A 14,184-nucleotide genomic window follows, 5' to 3' on the forward strand; every position below is an offset into this window, starting at 1 on the left:
CAGTAGCACCCGCCGCTCAGCATTCCCTACCTGTGGATAACCCTCCGCACGGTCGTCCGGGGGTTTGCCTCACCACGGCAACTTTGCACACCGGCGCCGCACGGCAAAGTTCCCGCCGATGGGCAAACGGGCAATCAGCGATCCAGCCAGCGCTTGATCACCCTGATCCGGTGGTCGACCTGGTCGGTCGTCGCCCGCCCCAGCGGCGGCCCGCCGCATTCACGGCGCAGGTCGGCATGCACGTGGCTGTGCGGCTTGCCCGTCACCCGCGCGTATTGCGCCACCAGCGAGTTCAGCTGCTTGCGCGACGATTCGAGCGCCCGGTGCAGGCTGACCTCTTCGGGCACCTTCTCGCGCTGCTCCTGCTTCTTGGCCCGGGCCAGGTGCCGCCGCTGCCGCTCGGCCAGCAAGGTCGAGATCTGGTCCGATTCCAACAGGCCGGGCAGCCCCAGGTAGTCGCGTTCCTCTTCGCTCGAGGGTTCGGCGACCATCCCGAACTGTTGCGCATCGAACAGCACATGGTCGAAGGCCGCGCCCGATCCCAGCGCCTCGAACGACCCCAGCAGCTCGTCCGGGTTGTCGCGGGTGCGGTTGGCCTCGTCCATCAGGGCTTCCGACTCGTCCCACAGGCCGTCCTCGTCGTTGCGTGGACGTCCGAGGACGTGATCACGCTGGCGCTCGAGCAGCGTCGCATGCGCCAGGATCACCGCCACCGTCGGCAGGAACACCGTCGCCACCTCACCACGGCGCCGGGTGCGCACGAATCGTCCGATCGCCTGGGCGAAGAACAGCGGCGTCGAGGTCGCCGTCGCATACACCCCGACCGCCAGCCGGGGCACGTCCACGCCCTCTGAGACCATGCGCACCGCGACCATCCAACGCTCGGTACCGGCCGAGAACTGCTCGATCTTCGCACTCGACCCGGGGGTGTCCGACAGCACCACCGTCGGCTTCTCGCCCGTGATCTCGGCCAACAGCCGGGCATAGGCGCGCGCCGTCGTCTGGTTCGTCGCGATCACCAGCCCACCGGCGTCCGGCACATGGCGGCGCACTTCGGTCAGTCGCACGTCGGCCGACTTCAGCACCGAGGCGATCCATTCGCCCTTCGGGTCGAGCGCAGTGCGCCAGGCGTGGGCGGTCAGGTCTTTGGTCAGCGCCTCGGACAGGTTGGCCTCGAGTTCGTCGCCTGACTTGGTGCGCCAGCGCATCGGCCCGCCGTAGTTCATGAACATCACCGGCCGCACGACGTGGTCGCGCAACGCATCGGCATAGCCATACGTGTAGTCGGCGTGCGACTTCTTCGTGCCGTCGGGCTGCTCGTCATAGGTCACGAACGGGATCGGGTTGTCGTCGCTGCGAAACGGGGTGCCCGTCAGCATCAACCGGTGCGTGGCCAGCGCAAACGCCTGCTTGATGGCATCGCCCCAGCTGAGCGCGTCACCGGCGTGGTGCACCTCGTCCAGGATCACCAGCGTGCGCGAGTTCGAGCACCGCGCCTCGTAGCTGAACACGTTGGCGGCCACACCCGCATAGGTCACCGCGACCCCGTCGAACTCGCGGCTGCGCCCTTTGCGGGACGCCCCGCCGCCCAGGCCGGGGTCGAGCTTGATGCCGGCGCGCCCGGCCGCCTCGGCCCACTGCACCTTGAGGTGCTCGGTGGGGCACACCACCACGATGCGGTTGACCCGATGGCGGCGCAACAACTCAGAGGCGACCCGCAGCGCAAAGGTGGTCTTGCCTGCGCCGGGGGTCGCCACCGCCAGGAAGTCGCGCGGCATCGCCTCGAGGTATTGCCCCAGTGCCTCGGCCTGCCAGGCACGCAGCGACTGGGCGGTGCCCCACGGTGCACGACCGGGATAGGCCGGGGGAAGGTGCTCGAGTGCTTTCGGGGCGCCGGTCGCTGCCTCGTCCTCACCCGGCGCCGCGCCCTGAAGTGGGTGCAGCGGTGCCCCGGCGGCGGTCTCGGGCTCGTCGGGGCCCGGCATGGGGAAGGCACTCATCGCCCACGAAGGTTAGTCGATGCCCCCGACAAACACGCCCGGGACGACCTCGCCTGTGGAAAACTCCGTCACGGTGACCCGATCGGGACAACAATGGACAGCGCAACCCACGACCCGGAAGGTGGCCACAGTGAGCCAGAACATGGGGGGCCAGAGCGAGAACTTCGACAAGCTGTTCAGTGACCTCATCGCCGAGACCCAGCGCGCCGTCGACGGCCTCGTCCCGACCGCCGACCAGCTCGGCCAGACCGAAGAGGTCGTGGGCCACGCCCATGACGACCGCATCAGCGTCTACATGAAGGCCGGCAAGGTCACGCGCGTCGAACTGCAGCCGCCCGTGCGCAAGCTCGACCTGCCTGAACTCGGCGAACACCTGGTCACCGCCATCAACGCCGCCCTCGAGGCCAACATCGCCGCACTCACCGCACAGCAGGGTGACCAGCCCGACTTCGCCCAGCTGTCGCAGCGCCTGCAATCGATCCAGGCCGAGTCGGTGCGCCAACTGAACAAGTACACCGAGGGCATGCACGAGATGCTGCGCTCCGCCCGCGACCTGGGCAGTACCGGCAGCGGTGTGAACGGCGGTGGCGGCAATGGCTGATGTGCAGTTCAACCTGGCCAGCCTTGACTCGTCCAGCAAACGCATGGACGCCGCGGTCGAGGACCTGGTCGCGAAGACCCAGTCGCTGCTCGGCGAAGTCTCGGACGTCACTGTGCTCGGCACCAATGACACCCTCGGCTCGATCGCCTCGATGCTGTATGGCCTGGCGATCCAGGCGGTGCAGGAATCCGTGGCCTCGGTGCAGGAGGAATACGGCGCCCACGGCGGCAAGCTGCGCGAGGCCGCCACCCAGTACGCAGCCGCCGAACAGGGCTTCGCCGACGCCAGCTCGCGGATGGTGGACCTCTGATGGCGGTCATGCTGCCGCCCGAGGCGTCCAAGCTGCTCAACGAGCTCGGCTTTGAATGGCCCGAGGGCAACGAGGACAAGGTCTTCGACTACGGCACCCGCTGGATGGCCTATGCCGGTGAGCTCGGCGGCGTGGTCCAGACCGCGACTGATGGCGCCAACACTGCGCTGGCCGACAACGTCGGTGAGGCGATGGACGCGTTCAGGACCGCCTTCACCGAATCCGAGGGCGTCGATGATGTGGCGCGCAAACTGCAGTTCGGTGCGAACATCATGGGCGGCTGCCTGTTCCTGGTGGGGGCCGCGATCATCGCCCTGAAGATCGCATTCGTCGTGAACCTGATCGCCACCGTGATCCAGATCGCGTCGGCCATCGCGGCGGCCGTCCCGACCGCGGGCGTCTCACTGGGCTGGATCCCGGTCGCCAAGCTGATCTGCCAGAAGCTGCTGAACATGGCGATCAACTTCGGCATCAGCAAGCTGATGGGGGCCTGAGATGCCCAAGGTCAACGCAGCAATGCGCGGCGTGTTCAAGGAAATGCTCGAGGACTACCTGCTGCAGACGGCCAAGAAGGGCGGACGAGGCGCTGCCCGGGAAGGCGGGCAGGCGCTGGGGCGCGAGGCGGCGCAGGCAGCCGGCCGCGAGGCCGACAAGGTGCTGAAGGTGCCGTTCAAGCTCACCAAGCGCATGCAGAAGTACAGCGACGAGATGACCCGTCAGCTCGAGCGCCAGCTGAAGCACTTCGACGGCATGACGCCCAAGCAGATCCTGGAGGGGCTCGAAAACCCTGCCAAGCGCACGGGCAAGGCGCAGAAGGAAGCCCGCGAGCGGTTCACGAAGCAGATGGCCAAGCGGCAGGAGCAAGTGGTCGAGAAGCTGGCGACGAGCAATCCGTCCGAGTTCGCCAAGCAGCTGAAGGAGTTCGGCGTCACCGCCAGCGGCAACACCTACGACGACATCTCGGCCCTGGCCCAGGCCCGCACCAAGGGCTTCATGGACACCGTGGCCGCGCTGCACGAGCCCGACATCGTCGCGGGCGGGCTCGACAGGATCGGCAAGAACGGCAACTGGGACAGCATGGGCCTGAGCAACGTGAACAGTTCAATCGGCTCGCAGTGGAAGAACCTCAAGCCAGACCTGATCGATGCCCTGCGCAAGATGGACCCCAACACCCCCATCAGCCTGGGTCACAACCTCTGAGTTCCCACCACCCCCACCGCCCGGGCTGGCAAGCTGGTGCCGGCCGACCACTGACGCACACCAACCAAGACCCGGAGGAAGCATGTCGGAGTTCACCGACCACCTGAGCCGCAAATGGGGCGAACTCGGCCCCGTCATCAAGGGCCCGAGCCTGACCCCCGCCCATGACGCGTTGCGTGACAAGGTGCCCGCGCAGATGTTCGAGGTCTGGCAGGAGTTCGGCTTCTCGGGTTTCGACAACGGCCGGTTCTGGTTGTGCGACCCCCTCGAATGGCAGGACGCCGCCGACGCCTGGCTCGAGACCCTCGACCTCGAGATGGACGACGACTACTGGGTGCCACTGGTGCGCGGCGCGCTCGGCGACCTCGAACTCTGGGGCCCCCGCACCGGCATGAGCGTGTCCATCGTGCCCGTGCGGGGCGAGGTCTACCCCAACGACATGGGCGACCTCATCAGCGATGCCGAAGACCAGGCCATGTCGATCCGCTCCGCGCTGCGGACCTATGACGAGGACTCGTTCGTGGTCTACGACGACGTCACCGAAGAGCCCCTGTTCGAGGAATGCCTGGCCAAGCTCGGTCCCCTGACCGCCGACGACATGTACACCTTCGTCCCCGTGCCCGCGCTCGGGGGGCAGGCCATCGTCGAGACAGCCGTCATCGAGCAAGCCGTGCCGCACATGCTGCTGCTCGCCTCGATGCAGCACAAGGATGTGCAGGGCGACATCTCGGCCACCCAGCACCAGCGCGAGCAGGGCATGGACGAGTGGATCGGCGGCGAGGGCTGAGCCCGGGCCAGACTCAGCTCTTGTTCGCCGCCGCCCGCTTCGCCTCGAGCGTGCCCACCTCGACCTGGTCGGGCGTGCTGCCGGTGTTCATGTCGCGGTTCAGGGCCGACACGGCAGCCATGGCCTCGTCGTCCAGCTCGAAGTCGAACAGGTCGAGGTTCTCGGCCATGCGCCCCGGGTTGGTCGACTTCGGGATGATCACGTTGCCCAACTGCAGGTGCCAGCGCAACACCACCTGCGAGGGGGTGCGCCCGACCTTCTCGGCAATCGCGGCCAGCCCAGAATCGTCGAAGACCCGCGCCCGGGCCAGCGGTGACCACGCCTCGGTCACGATGCCGAGTTGCTCGTGCACATCACGCAGCCCCTGCTGGGTGTGGAAGGGGTGCAGCTCGACCTGGTTGATCACCGGCACCACTCCCGTGACGTCGATGATGTGGCGCAGGTGCTCGGGCAGGAAGTTCGAGACGCCGATGTCGCGGATGCGCCCGGTGGCCTGCAGGTCGACCAGCGTCTGCCAGGTGGCGGCATAGTCGGTGCTGCGCGGCAGCGGCCAGTGGATCAGGTACAGGTCGACGATGTCGATGCCGAGGTCGTCCATCGAGCGTTCGAAGGCGGCGCGGGCGTCGTCCGGGGCGTGATAGGGGTTGTCGAGTTTCGTGGCGATGTAGAGCTCGTCGCGGATGCCCGAGGCCTTGATGGCCGCACCCACACCCTGTTCATTGCCGTACATGGCCGCGGTGTCGATGTGGCGGTAGCCGATCTCGATGGCCTGCTCGACCGCGGCCTGGGTTTCGGCCTGCGGGATCTTGTAGGTGCCGAACCCGACGCGCGGGATCGTGTTGCCTGAACGCAGCGTGATCGTGGTGTCCATGGGCCCAACCTACTCGCGACGTAGTCTCAGGGGCATGGCACACCCACAGATGTTCGACGACGACGACCCGGTGCTGGCCCGCGTGCGCGAGATCTGCCTTGCCCTGCCGCAGGCATCGGTCAAGATCAGCCATGGACGACCGGCCTTCTTCACGAAGAAGGTCTTCACCTACTACGGCGGCTCCATCAAGGTCGACGGCGAATGGCTCTCGCATGACCAGTCGATCATGGTGCTGCCCGACCCCGACGACGCCGAGGCGCTGCGCCAGGACCCACGGGCCTGGGTGCCGGGCTACCTGGGCCCTTACGGCTGGCTGGGCATTGACATCGACCTTGACGCCGACTGGGACGAAGTGGCTGAGCTGGTGACGGCGTCCTACCTGTTGACGGCCCCCGCGGCGGCTCGACACGAGCTGCAGCAGCGCTGACTCGGGGCCCGCTCACGCCTGATCAGTTGTTCAGGAAACTTTTTTCGACGAACCGGAATACAGGCCCGGGGGCTGTGGTTACACTGGTCACGAAGATTGAACCTTCAACATCTTTAGGAGCACCTCATGACCGGTCTGACCAACATCAACGGCACTTTCACCATCGACCCCGCCCACACCCGCCTCGGCTTCGTGGCCCGTCACGCCATGGTGACCAAGGTGCGCGGATCCTTCGACGAGCTCGAGGGCACCGCCTCGGGCGATGGCCAGAACCCCGAGTCGGCCCAGATCAACGTGGTGGCCAAGGCCGCCTCGATCAGCACCGGCCAGGGCGGCCGCGACGAGCACGTCCGCGGCGCTGACTTCCTCGACGTCGAGCAGTTCCCGAACGTCACCTTCACCTCGACCGACGTCAAGGTCGTCGACGAGGACACCCTCAAGGTGACCGGCGACCTCACCATCAAGGACGTCACCAAGCCCGTCACCATCGACTTCGACTTCAACGGCCAGGCCCAGGACCCGTTCGGCAACACCCGCATCGGCTTCGAGGGCAAGACCAAGATCAGCCGTAAGGAGTGGGGTCTGACCTGGAACGCCGCGCTCGAGACCGGTGGCGTGCTCGTCTCGGACGAGATCGCCCTTGAGCTCGAGGTCTCGGCCATCAAGGCCGCCTGACCCCAGCCGCACCTGACTCCTGCCCGGGCGATCGCATGGTCGTCCGGGCAGTGTCATGTCCGGGCCCCCTAAGCTGGGCACCATGTCTGCACAGCAATTGGTCGGTGTCATTGGACGAGGCGTGTTCCCGGCAGGGCAACTTGTCATCAGCGCCGATGACCTCGGGTTCACCCGCGGCGACGGGTGCTTCGACGCGACCCGGGTGGTCACGGATGCCGAGGGCAATTCACTCGTCGAGAACCTGGACGCCCACTTCGACCGTTTCGATGCCTCGATCGTGGGGGTCGGCGGCGAGCCCATCGACCGAGACGCCTGGCGCGCCACCATCGACGAGGCGCTCGACGCCTGGACCGAACCCGGCGAGGCCGTGCTCAAGATCATGTACAGCAACGGGCAGGAGAGCCAGCGCTTCGGTGCGGGCGCCGACCGGCCCACCGAGGTCTTCACCCTGACCCAGATGCCCGTCAGCAACATCTCTGACCGGGCCGGCATCAGCGTGGCGATGCTCAGCCGCGGCATGCCCAGCAATGCCTTCGCCGATGCCCCGTGGCTGCTGGGTGGGGTGAAATCGCTCGCCTATGCCGTCAACGTCGCCGCCAAGCGCGAGGCCCACGCCCGCGGTGCCCAGGATGTGCTGTTCACCAGCACCGACGGTTATGCACTCGAGGGTCCCACGTCAGCGCTGATCTGCCTGATCGACGGCGTGCTCGTGACCACCCCGATCGAGGGCACCGGCATTCTGCACTCGATCACCCAGCGCATGGTCTTCGAGGGTGCCGAAGCCGCCGGGTTCGAGACCGCGACGCGGCTGATGACCACCGACGAGGTGCGGGGCGCCGAGGGCGCCTGGTTCGCCAGTTCGGTGCGCGGCCTGGTGCCCCTGGTTGCCGTCGACGGCACCCCGCTGCCCCAGCACGCCGACCTGACGCACCGCCTGCGCCAGTGGGCCCGATTCGTCGACTGAGGGGCCATGGAACTGCACGCCACCCGCACCCGCGTGGGCCGGGTCATCCACACGGCACAAGCACTGATCGACGCCGTCGCCGAGGTGCCGAGCATCCCCCGACGGGGTGGCAACGTGATGGCCACCGACTTCACCCGTTACGCCGCCGGGGCGGTGAACATCCTGCTGGCAGCACACCGGCAGGGCGCTGAATGCGTCCACGCCGGGGCGATCGGCACCGGGCCGAACGGCGACCTCATCCGTCGGACGCTCTCAGAGGCCGGCATCAGTCTCGCGGGCGAGCCCGTCCTCGGTCTCGACTCGGGCATCTGCTTCGTGATGGTCGAACCCGGGGCCGAGCGCACATTCGTGACGACATTGGGCGCCGAGCGGCAGCTCAGCATCGACATCCTGCAGGCGAGCAACCCGCGCGCCGGTGATGTGGTCTGCGTCAGCGGCTACAGCCTGGCGGTCGAGTCGACCCGCACACCGCTGCTCACCTGGCTGTCATTGCTGCCGGACGGCGTGGGCGTGGTGCTCGACCCGGGCGCCGCGTTCGCCGAACTGCCCGACGACGTGCACGAGACGATGCTGGCCCTGACCACCGTGTGGACCGGCAACCTGGAAGAGACCGAGGCGCTCACGGGTGTTGTTGGCATGGAACAGGCTGCGGCCGCTGCCGCCGACCGGTTGCCCACCGGCTCGGTGATCATCGTCCGGGACGGGGCCAGGGGCTGCGCGGTGCACGCCGAGGACGAGACCGTGCTGGTGCCGGGGTTCCCCCAGACGGCGGTGGACACCAACGGCGCCGGCGACTGCCACACGGGTGCCTTCATCGCGGCCCGGCAGCATGGTGACAGCTGGCCGCAGGCTTGCCTGCGGGCGAACGCGGCAGCGGCGATCAAGGTGACCCGCCGGGGCCCGGACACTGCCCCGACGCAGTCCGAGGTGGATGCGTTCCTGGCCGGGCACGGCGCCTGACCGGGGACTGTGGCGGGGGTAACCCCGGTTACTTGCCCCTGCGGGCGCTCAGGGTGGCCAGGGCGATGGCGTCCACGAGGATCACGATGCCCACGCTGATGTGCACCATGGCCAGGTCCATCTCGGCCAGCCCGATCTGCACCAGCATCAGCACCGGAAGCGACACGGCATGCATGAACGTGCCGAGGTTGCCGCGCGCCTTGCCGTGGCGGTAGGCGAGCACCGAGGCGACGATGCCGACGAGCACGCTCAGGTAGCCGATGCCGGCGTGGGCGTCACGCAGTCCGTGGTTGCCGCTGGCGATCGCGATGCCCATACCCAGCATGCCGAGCAGCAGCACCACCAGCGCTGCAGCGGTGTAGAGCAGCGGCTTGCGGCGGGCCTCAACGAGGTCGGCGTCAATCGGGGTGGTGGCGGTGGGGGTGGCCTGCGGGGCTTCAGTCATGCTGCGATTCTAGTAGCGATACAGGGTGTCGCAAAAAGCTGCTGACGGGTGCGGCCGCCCTGCACCGGCCCACATCGCCTGCCGGTAGCCTGTGGCCCATGCCGGGGCCAGCGGGCCCGAACACCCAGGCGATGGAGGCAGACGATGGACGACGTGGTCATCTTCAGCGGATCGGCCCACCGCGAGTTTGCGGCCGAACTCTGTGAGAACCTCGGCGTTCCCCTGTCCGGGGCCGTCACCAGCCGGTTCAGCAACGACTGCCTGCAGGCGCAACTGCTCGCCAATTGCCGCAAGCGTGACGTGTTCATCGTCCAGCCGTTGGTGCCGCCCACCCAGGAACACCTGGTCGAGCTGTTGATGATGATCGACGCCGCGCGCGGGGCGTCCGCGGCCCAGATCACGGCGGTGGTGCCGCACTACGCGTACGCCAGGTCGGACAAGAAGGATCGCTCACGCATCTCGATCGGCGCGAAACTGGTGGCCGAACTGCTCAAGACCTCGGGCATGTCGCGCATGCTCACCATGAACCTGCACTCACCCCAGGTGCATGGGTTCTTCTCGACCCCGGTCGACCACCTGACCGCCATCGGTGAACTGGCCAACCACTACCGGGGACGCGACCTCAGCGACCATGTCGTGGTCTCCCCCGACTTCGGGGCCGCCAAACAGGCGCAGCAGTTCGCCAGGTTGCTCAACCTGCCCCTGGCATCGGGTTCGAAACGGCGACTGGCCGACGACCGGGTCGTGATCGACTCGATCGTGGGCGACGTGGCCGGCAAGCACGCGATCATCCTCGACGACGAGATCGCCACCGGTGGCTCGATCCTCGAGATCGTCGACCGGTTGCGCGACCACGGCGCCACCGGCACCTCGGTGACCACCACGCACGGGCTGTTCTCGGGCCGGGCCGTCGAGCGGCTCGGCAACCACGACTTCATCAGCGAGGTGGTCTGCACCAACACGGTGCCCCGCCCCAAGGACTGGCCCGCCCTCGTGCAACGCTCGGTGGCGCCGATGTTCGCCGACGCGATTCGGCGCATCCACTGCGGTGAATCACTGTCGAGCATGTTCGCCGGGGTCGACCCGACCCATGCGCCGCCGGTGACCGATGGCTTGTTCTGACGCGCGACGCCGGGCTCAGCGCACCCGCTTGGCCATTTCGACATGCCAGATGCGGGCGTCCTGAAAGCGCTCACGCGCGGTGCGCGCATATCCCAGCGAAGCATAGAACCCCTGGGCGTACTCCTGCGCGTCGAGCACGAGTGTCAGCTCGCCGGTGGTCAGCTGCGCCGCGAGGTGTTCCAGGCCGCGCATCAGCTCTCGTCCAAGACCGCTGCCACGCACCGAGGACGAGACAGCGACCCGCCCCACATGCACCGACGGGTGGTCGAGGTCGAGCAGCCGACCGGCGGCCACCACGGTGCCGGGCGAGCCTTCATGGTCGAGCAGTCCGACCACACAGGCGGTCGTGGGCAGGTCGTCGCGGCCATCGACCTCTTCGGCCTCGGTGACCCCCTGCTCGCCGATGAAGACCTCGCGGCGAATGCGAAAGTGCTCGGCCAGCAGTTGCGGGGTGTCAGCCAGCACGACGCGCAGCGTCACATCGGGCAGCATCAGAACGGCCAGGCCTCACGCATGGGCGAGACGCCGTCCTCGATGTAGTACTCGTGGCGGAACGCGAGCGCGAAAAAGCCCTCGGGCATGGCGATGAGCTGGGCGGCGTCCTCCTGGCTGGCGTGGGCGGCGAGGGCTTCACGCTTGAGCATGACCACCTCGTTGACGTTGACCTTCCAGGCGATCTCGGCCTCGGGCGTGCCGACGGGGTTGCCGTCGTCGGCCGGGGCATCGGGGTCGAAGCCGGCCTTGTTCTCGGGGTCATAGCCTGCCCGGATGGCATCGCGGTTCATGGTGGACTGCAGCAGCCGGGGGCGGCGGGCGGCGAGGTCTGCGGCGGCGTTCATCACCTTGTGCACCATGATGTGGTCGGGGTGGCCGTAGTTGCCGTGCCAGTCGTAGCCGATGAGCACGTCGGCGTCCTCTTCGTCGAGCAGCCGGGCGACGTCGCGGCCGACCTCGAGCGGATCGGCGTTCATGAACGCATCGGGGTTGGCATTGCTGTCCCAGCCGTGCATGCCAGAGTCGAGGTGGTCCAGAAAGACCAGCCTGTCGACCCCGAGCACCTCGGCGCTGGCCCGGGCCTCGCGGCGGCGCACCTCGGCCACCGACTCATCGGTCTCGCCGCTGCGGGTGCCCTGGGAACCGTCGGTGCAACAGATCCACACGACGCGGTGGCCGAGCTCGCCCGCCAATGCCATGGTGCCGCCGGTCTGGCTGGCCTCATCGTCGGGGTGGGCGTGCAGAAAGACCAGGGTGGCCATGTGAGCTCCTCGGGGGGTGTCGAAGTCCGCACCGATTCAACCATGCCGGGTGGGCAGGTGTTCCGGCGAGCGGGGCGGGGGCGTGCGCGGGCGGGGTGTCGGCGAGCCGGGCGGGGCCCGGCGGCCGGGTGTTCCGGCGAGCCGGACGGGGGCGCGGGCATGGGTGTCCACAACCGGGCAGGAGTTGGCCGGATGCACCGCTGTCGCCGCTCCCATGCGCACTCCTGCCGGGTTCTGGCGAGCCGGGCGGGGGCGCGGGTAGGCGGGTGTTCCGGCCAGCGGGGCGGGGGCGTGCGCGGGCGGGTGTCCACAACCGGGCAGGAGCTGGCCGGATGCACCGCGGTAGCCGCTCCCATGCGCACTCCTGCCGGGTTCTGGACACGCTCATGGGCACCGTTCGGCCCAGGACCGCCCAGCACCCCTGGGCACCGACACCCCGCTCACCCACGCCGACACCTTTGTGGGCACGCCGACACCCGTTCACCCACGCCGACACCTATGTGGGCACGCCGACACCCCGTTCACCCACGCCGACACCTTTGTGGGCACGCCGACACCCGTTCACCGGTGTCGGCGCGTGCACAAGGGTGTCGACGTGCAACCTGGGTTCGTTGTGGCGGCCCGGGTGCACCACGCCGCTCCCTCTGGCCGTGCCGCTCCCCCTCAGTCCCGTGCCGCTCCCCCTCAGTTCCGCGCCGCTCCCTTTCGGCGCGCGCCGCCCCCCTCAAGGCCGGCCCCAAGGGGAGCGCCGTGAACCCACAAGGAGCGTCATGCACCTAAGGGGGAGCGCCGTGAACCCCACGGGAGCATCGTGACGCCAAGCCCTGGCCCCGTCTGCTCACCCACCGGCGAAACAGGCCTGAGGTCCACGCCGAACACGCACATGGGCACCGCTCAGGGGATCGCCGCGTCGAACCCCTGAACCTGCCGGATGTCACCATCGGGGGTCAGGAGGAGCAACGATGTCGCAATGGAATGGTCCGGGTAGCCCCGGAGGACAGTGGTCGGCGGGGCAACCCGGCGATGCCTACGACCAGCAGAGTTGGGGCCAGCAGGGCCAGAACGCGCAGGGCTGGGGCCAGCAGGGCCAGAACGCGCAGGGCTGGGGCCAGGACGCCACCGGTAGCTGGAGTGAGCAGCCCTCGCAGTGGGCCAGCACCTGGGCGCCGAGCACCGGCTACCAGACCCCGCAGGCCCCGAAGAAGGCAAACCCCCTGGTGCCGATCCTGGTCATCGTCGCGGTGCTTGCCGGGGGCGTCGGCATCTGGGCCGTCACCCAGCGTGGCTCGGGCGGTGGCGCGAAGGGGGTCGTCAACGAGTTCTTCGACATCCTGAACGACCAGCGCCCGAGCGGGTCCCAACTCAACAAGATCATCAGCGGCGTCGGCTCGTCCGGCGTCTACGAGGCCGCCAGGAACAAGCCCAGCGGCGCCTACACCGACATCGAGGTCGGCGCCGAGCAGGACGGCAAGGTGCCGGTGAAGTTCAAGCACCAGGACAAGCAGTTCACTGCGGAACTCACCGTCAAGAAGGACGGCAACGACTGGAAGATCGAGCGGCCGTTCAGCGAGGTCACCCTGCAGGCGCAGGACCGCCTGCGCTTCGAGCTCGGTGACAGCGGCAACACCGCATCCGCCCGGCCGCAGTTGTTCATGCCGGGCGTGTTCACCGTCGTCCCGAAGAGCTCGACGGGCGCCGCCCCGTGGGAGCCGGTGAAGCCGACCATCGAGGTGCCGCTGGCAGCAGGTTCCGTCACCCTGCCCATCGAGGCGAAGATGACCGTGAAGGCCGAGAAGGATGCCCGCGAGAAGGTCGTCACCTCGTTCAACGAGTGCCTCACCAATGATGACTTCACCCCTTCGGGCTGCCCGTTCCGGGCCACCCGGCCCACCGACGCCAACTACCCGGCCGAAGTGAAGTGGGTCGCCAACCCGTCGAATGCCATTGACTCGGCCAAGCTCGTCGACGGCACGGCCCCGCTCACCCCGTGCTGGCGCTTCGAGGCCGACATGAGCTACAGCTACCTGACCCGCGACAACACCCGCCGCAACTCGACCGCCACGCGCCTGACGATCACCGGCTGTGTCTCGACCGAGGGCTACAGCGACCGGGTGGCCTGGCAGGGCAAGCGCTGACCCGCACACCCCGGACGCTCCACACACAAACAACTCCCGCAGACATCATCGTCTGCGGGAGCTGTGCTGTGTTCGAGTTCTTCTGTTCGGTCACGTGCTGACGTCAGCTGGCCTGGGCTGCTGCCGTCCGCTCGGGCGAGAGCACCTCGCGCCAGGAGGTCACGCGCGGGTGCTGGCGCAACAGTGCGCGGCGCTCCCGTTCGGTGAGACCTCCCCAGATTCCCCACTCCAGACGATTGTCGAGAGCTTCGATCAGGCAGTCCCTGCGGACCGGACAGCCCATACAAATGGCAGCAGCACGCTTCTGCTGCTTGCCTTCGGGGAAGAGCTCGTCCTCTGCCCCACGACAGCGGGCCTGCTCGACCCAGGACTCGTGGCGGACCTTCGTGGAATCAACCATCTGCTGCCTCCTTCGACAACACGGCCCCTCG

Annotated in this window: 17 protein-coding genes; 11 read left to right on the forward strand and 6 right to left on the reverse strand. The window is 68.1% G+C overall.

Features of this window, described 5'->3' with window-relative positions; genetic code table 11:
• Nucleotides 1–134: 134 nt before the first annotated feature.
• Nucleotides 135–2,000: a DEAD/DEAH box helicase gene (locus ACQCX5_RS05080; protein ID WP_434540928.1), complete on the reverse strand. Its 1,866-nt coding sequence runs from the start codon at nt 1,998–2,000 to the stop codon at nt 135–137.
• Between the two features lie 130 nt (nt 2,001–2,130).
• On the opposite strand from ACQCX5_RS05080, the gene ACQCX5_RS05085 reads away from it, so the two are divergent.
• The 5 genes from ACQCX5_RS05085 (at nt 2,131) to ACQCX5_RS05105 (ending at nt 4,898) form a co-directional block, all read left to right on the forward strand.
• The gene (locus ACQCX5_RS05085) at nt 2,131–2,601 is read left to right on the forward strand and encodes a hypothetical protein (protein WP_434540929.1); all 471 of its coding nucleotides are present in this window, start codon (nt 2,131–2,133) and stop codon (nt 2,599–2,601) included.
• Nucleotides 2,594–2,911 carry a hypothetical protein gene (locus tag ACQCX5_RS05090; RefSeq protein ID WP_434540930.1) on the forward strand — a complete coding sequence of 106 codons (318 nt, stop codon included), beginning with the start codon at nt 2,594–2,596 and terminating at the stop codon, nt 2,909–2,911. Before ACQCX5_RS05085 ends, ACQCX5_RS05090 begins: the two co-directional genes overlap by 8 nt.
• The gene (locus ACQCX5_RS05095) at nt 2,911–3,405 is read left to right on the forward strand and encodes a hypothetical protein (protein WP_434540931.1); all 495 of its coding nucleotides are present in this window, start codon (nt 2,911–2,913) and stop codon (nt 3,403–3,405) included. Before ACQCX5_RS05090 ends, ACQCX5_RS05095 begins: the two co-directional genes overlap by 1 nt.
• A 1-nt stretch (nt 3,406) precedes the next feature.
• Nucleotides 3,407–4,111 carry a polymorphic toxin type 15 domain-containing protein gene (locus ACQCX5_RS05100; RefSeq protein WP_434540932.1) on the forward strand — a complete coding sequence of 235 codons (705 nt, stop codon included), beginning with the start codon at nt 3,407–3,409 and terminating at the stop codon, nt 4,109–4,111.
• A gap of 82 nt (nt 4,112–4,193) precedes the next feature.
• The gene (locus tag ACQCX5_RS05105) at nt 4,194–4,898 is read left to right on the forward strand and encodes a GAD-like domain-containing protein (protein ID WP_434540933.1); all 705 of its coding nucleotides are present in this window, start codon (nt 4,194–4,196) and stop codon (nt 4,896–4,898) included.
• A gap of 13 nt (nt 4,899–4,911) precedes the next feature.
• Here the strand turns inward: ACQCX5_RS05105 and ACQCX5_RS05110 are convergent, their stop codons facing one another.
• A complete protein-coding gene (locus ACQCX5_RS05110; RefSeq protein WP_434540934.1) occupies nt 4,912–5,769 on the reverse strand; it encodes an aldo/keto reductase in 858 nt (285 codons plus the stop codon).
• 34 nt (nt 5,770–5,803) lie between these two features.
• On the opposite strand from ACQCX5_RS05110, the gene ACQCX5_RS05115 reads away from it, so the two are divergent.
• From ACQCX5_RS05115 to ACQCX5_RS05130, 4 genes are all read left to right on the forward strand, one after another.
• Nucleotides 5,804–6,196, forward strand: coding sequence for an MmcQ/YjbR family DNA-binding protein (locus ACQCX5_RS05115; RefSeq protein ID WP_434540935.1), 393 nt, complete (start codon nt 5,804–5,806; stop codon nt 6,194–6,196).
• A gap of 126 nt (nt 6,197–6,322) precedes the next feature.
• Nucleotides 6,323–6,871, forward strand: coding sequence for a YceI family protein (locus tag ACQCX5_RS05120; protein ID WP_434540936.1), 549 nt, complete (start codon nt 6,323–6,325; stop codon nt 6,869–6,871).
• 82 nt (nt 6,872–6,953) lie between these two features.
• Nucleotides 6,954–7,835: an aminodeoxychorismate lyase gene (locus ACQCX5_RS05125; protein ID WP_434540937.1), complete on the forward strand. Its 882-nt coding sequence runs from the start codon at nt 6,954–6,956 to the stop codon at nt 7,833–7,835.
• Between the two features lie 6 nt (nt 7,836–7,841).
• On the forward strand, nt 7,842–8,795 hold the full coding sequence (locus ACQCX5_RS05130) for a PfkB family carbohydrate kinase (protein ID WP_434540938.1): 954 nt from the start codon (nt 7,842–7,844) through the stop codon (nt 8,793–8,795).
• Nucleotides 8,796–8,823: 28 nt separating this feature from the next.
• Here ACQCX5_RS05130 and ACQCX5_RS05135 read toward each other — a convergent pair whose 3' ends face one another.
• Complete coding sequence (locus ACQCX5_RS05135) at nt 8,824–9,240, reverse strand: hypothetical protein (protein WP_434540939.1); 417 nt, start codon at nt 9,238–9,240, stop codon at nt 8,824–8,826.
• Nucleotides 9,241–9,384: 144 nt separating this feature from the next.
• Here ACQCX5_RS05135 and ACQCX5_RS05140 point away from each other — a divergent pair, with 144 nt between their 5' ends.
• Nucleotides 9,385–10,362, forward strand: a complete 978-nt coding sequence (locus ACQCX5_RS05140) for a ribose-phosphate diphosphokinase (protein WP_434540940.1) — start codon at nt 9,385–9,387, stop codon at nt 10,360–10,362.
• A gap of 15 nt (nt 10,363–10,377) precedes the next feature.
• Here ACQCX5_RS05140 and ACQCX5_RS05145 read toward each other — a convergent pair whose 3' ends face one another.
• A complete protein-coding gene (locus ACQCX5_RS05145; RefSeq protein WP_434540941.1) occupies nt 10,378–10,842 on the reverse strand; it encodes a GNAT family N-acetyltransferase in 465 nt (154 codons plus the stop codon).
• A gap of 11 nt (nt 10,843–10,853) precedes the next feature.
• Nucleotides 10,854–11,618, reverse strand: coding sequence for a PIG-L deacetylase family protein (locus ACQCX5_RS05150; protein WP_434540942.1), 765 nt, complete (start codon nt 11,616–11,618; stop codon nt 10,854–10,856).
• Nucleotides 11,619–12,580: 962 nt separating this feature from the next.
• Between ACQCX5_RS05150 and ACQCX5_RS05155 the strand changes: the two genes are divergently transcribed.
• Nucleotides 12,581–13,753 carry a hypothetical protein gene (locus ACQCX5_RS05155; RefSeq protein ID WP_434540943.1) on the forward strand — a complete coding sequence of 391 codons (1,173 nt, stop codon included), beginning with the start codon at nt 12,581–12,583 and terminating at the stop codon, nt 13,751–13,753.
• A 103-nt stretch (nt 13,754–13,856) separates the two neighbouring features.
• Here ACQCX5_RS05155 and ACQCX5_RS05160 read toward each other — a convergent pair whose 3' ends face one another.
• Nucleotides 13,857–14,153: a WhiB family transcriptional regulator gene (locus tag ACQCX5_RS05160; RefSeq protein ID WP_434540944.1), complete on the reverse strand. Its 297-nt coding sequence runs from the start codon at nt 14,151–14,153 to the stop codon at nt 13,857–13,859.
• Nucleotides 14,154–14,184: the final 31 nt, after the last annotated feature.

It is taken from the genome of Aestuariimicrobium sp. G57, assembly GCF_050110855.1.
Lineage (GTDB): Bacteria > Actinomycetota > Actinomycetes > Propionibacteriales > Propionibacteriaceae > Aestuariimicrobium.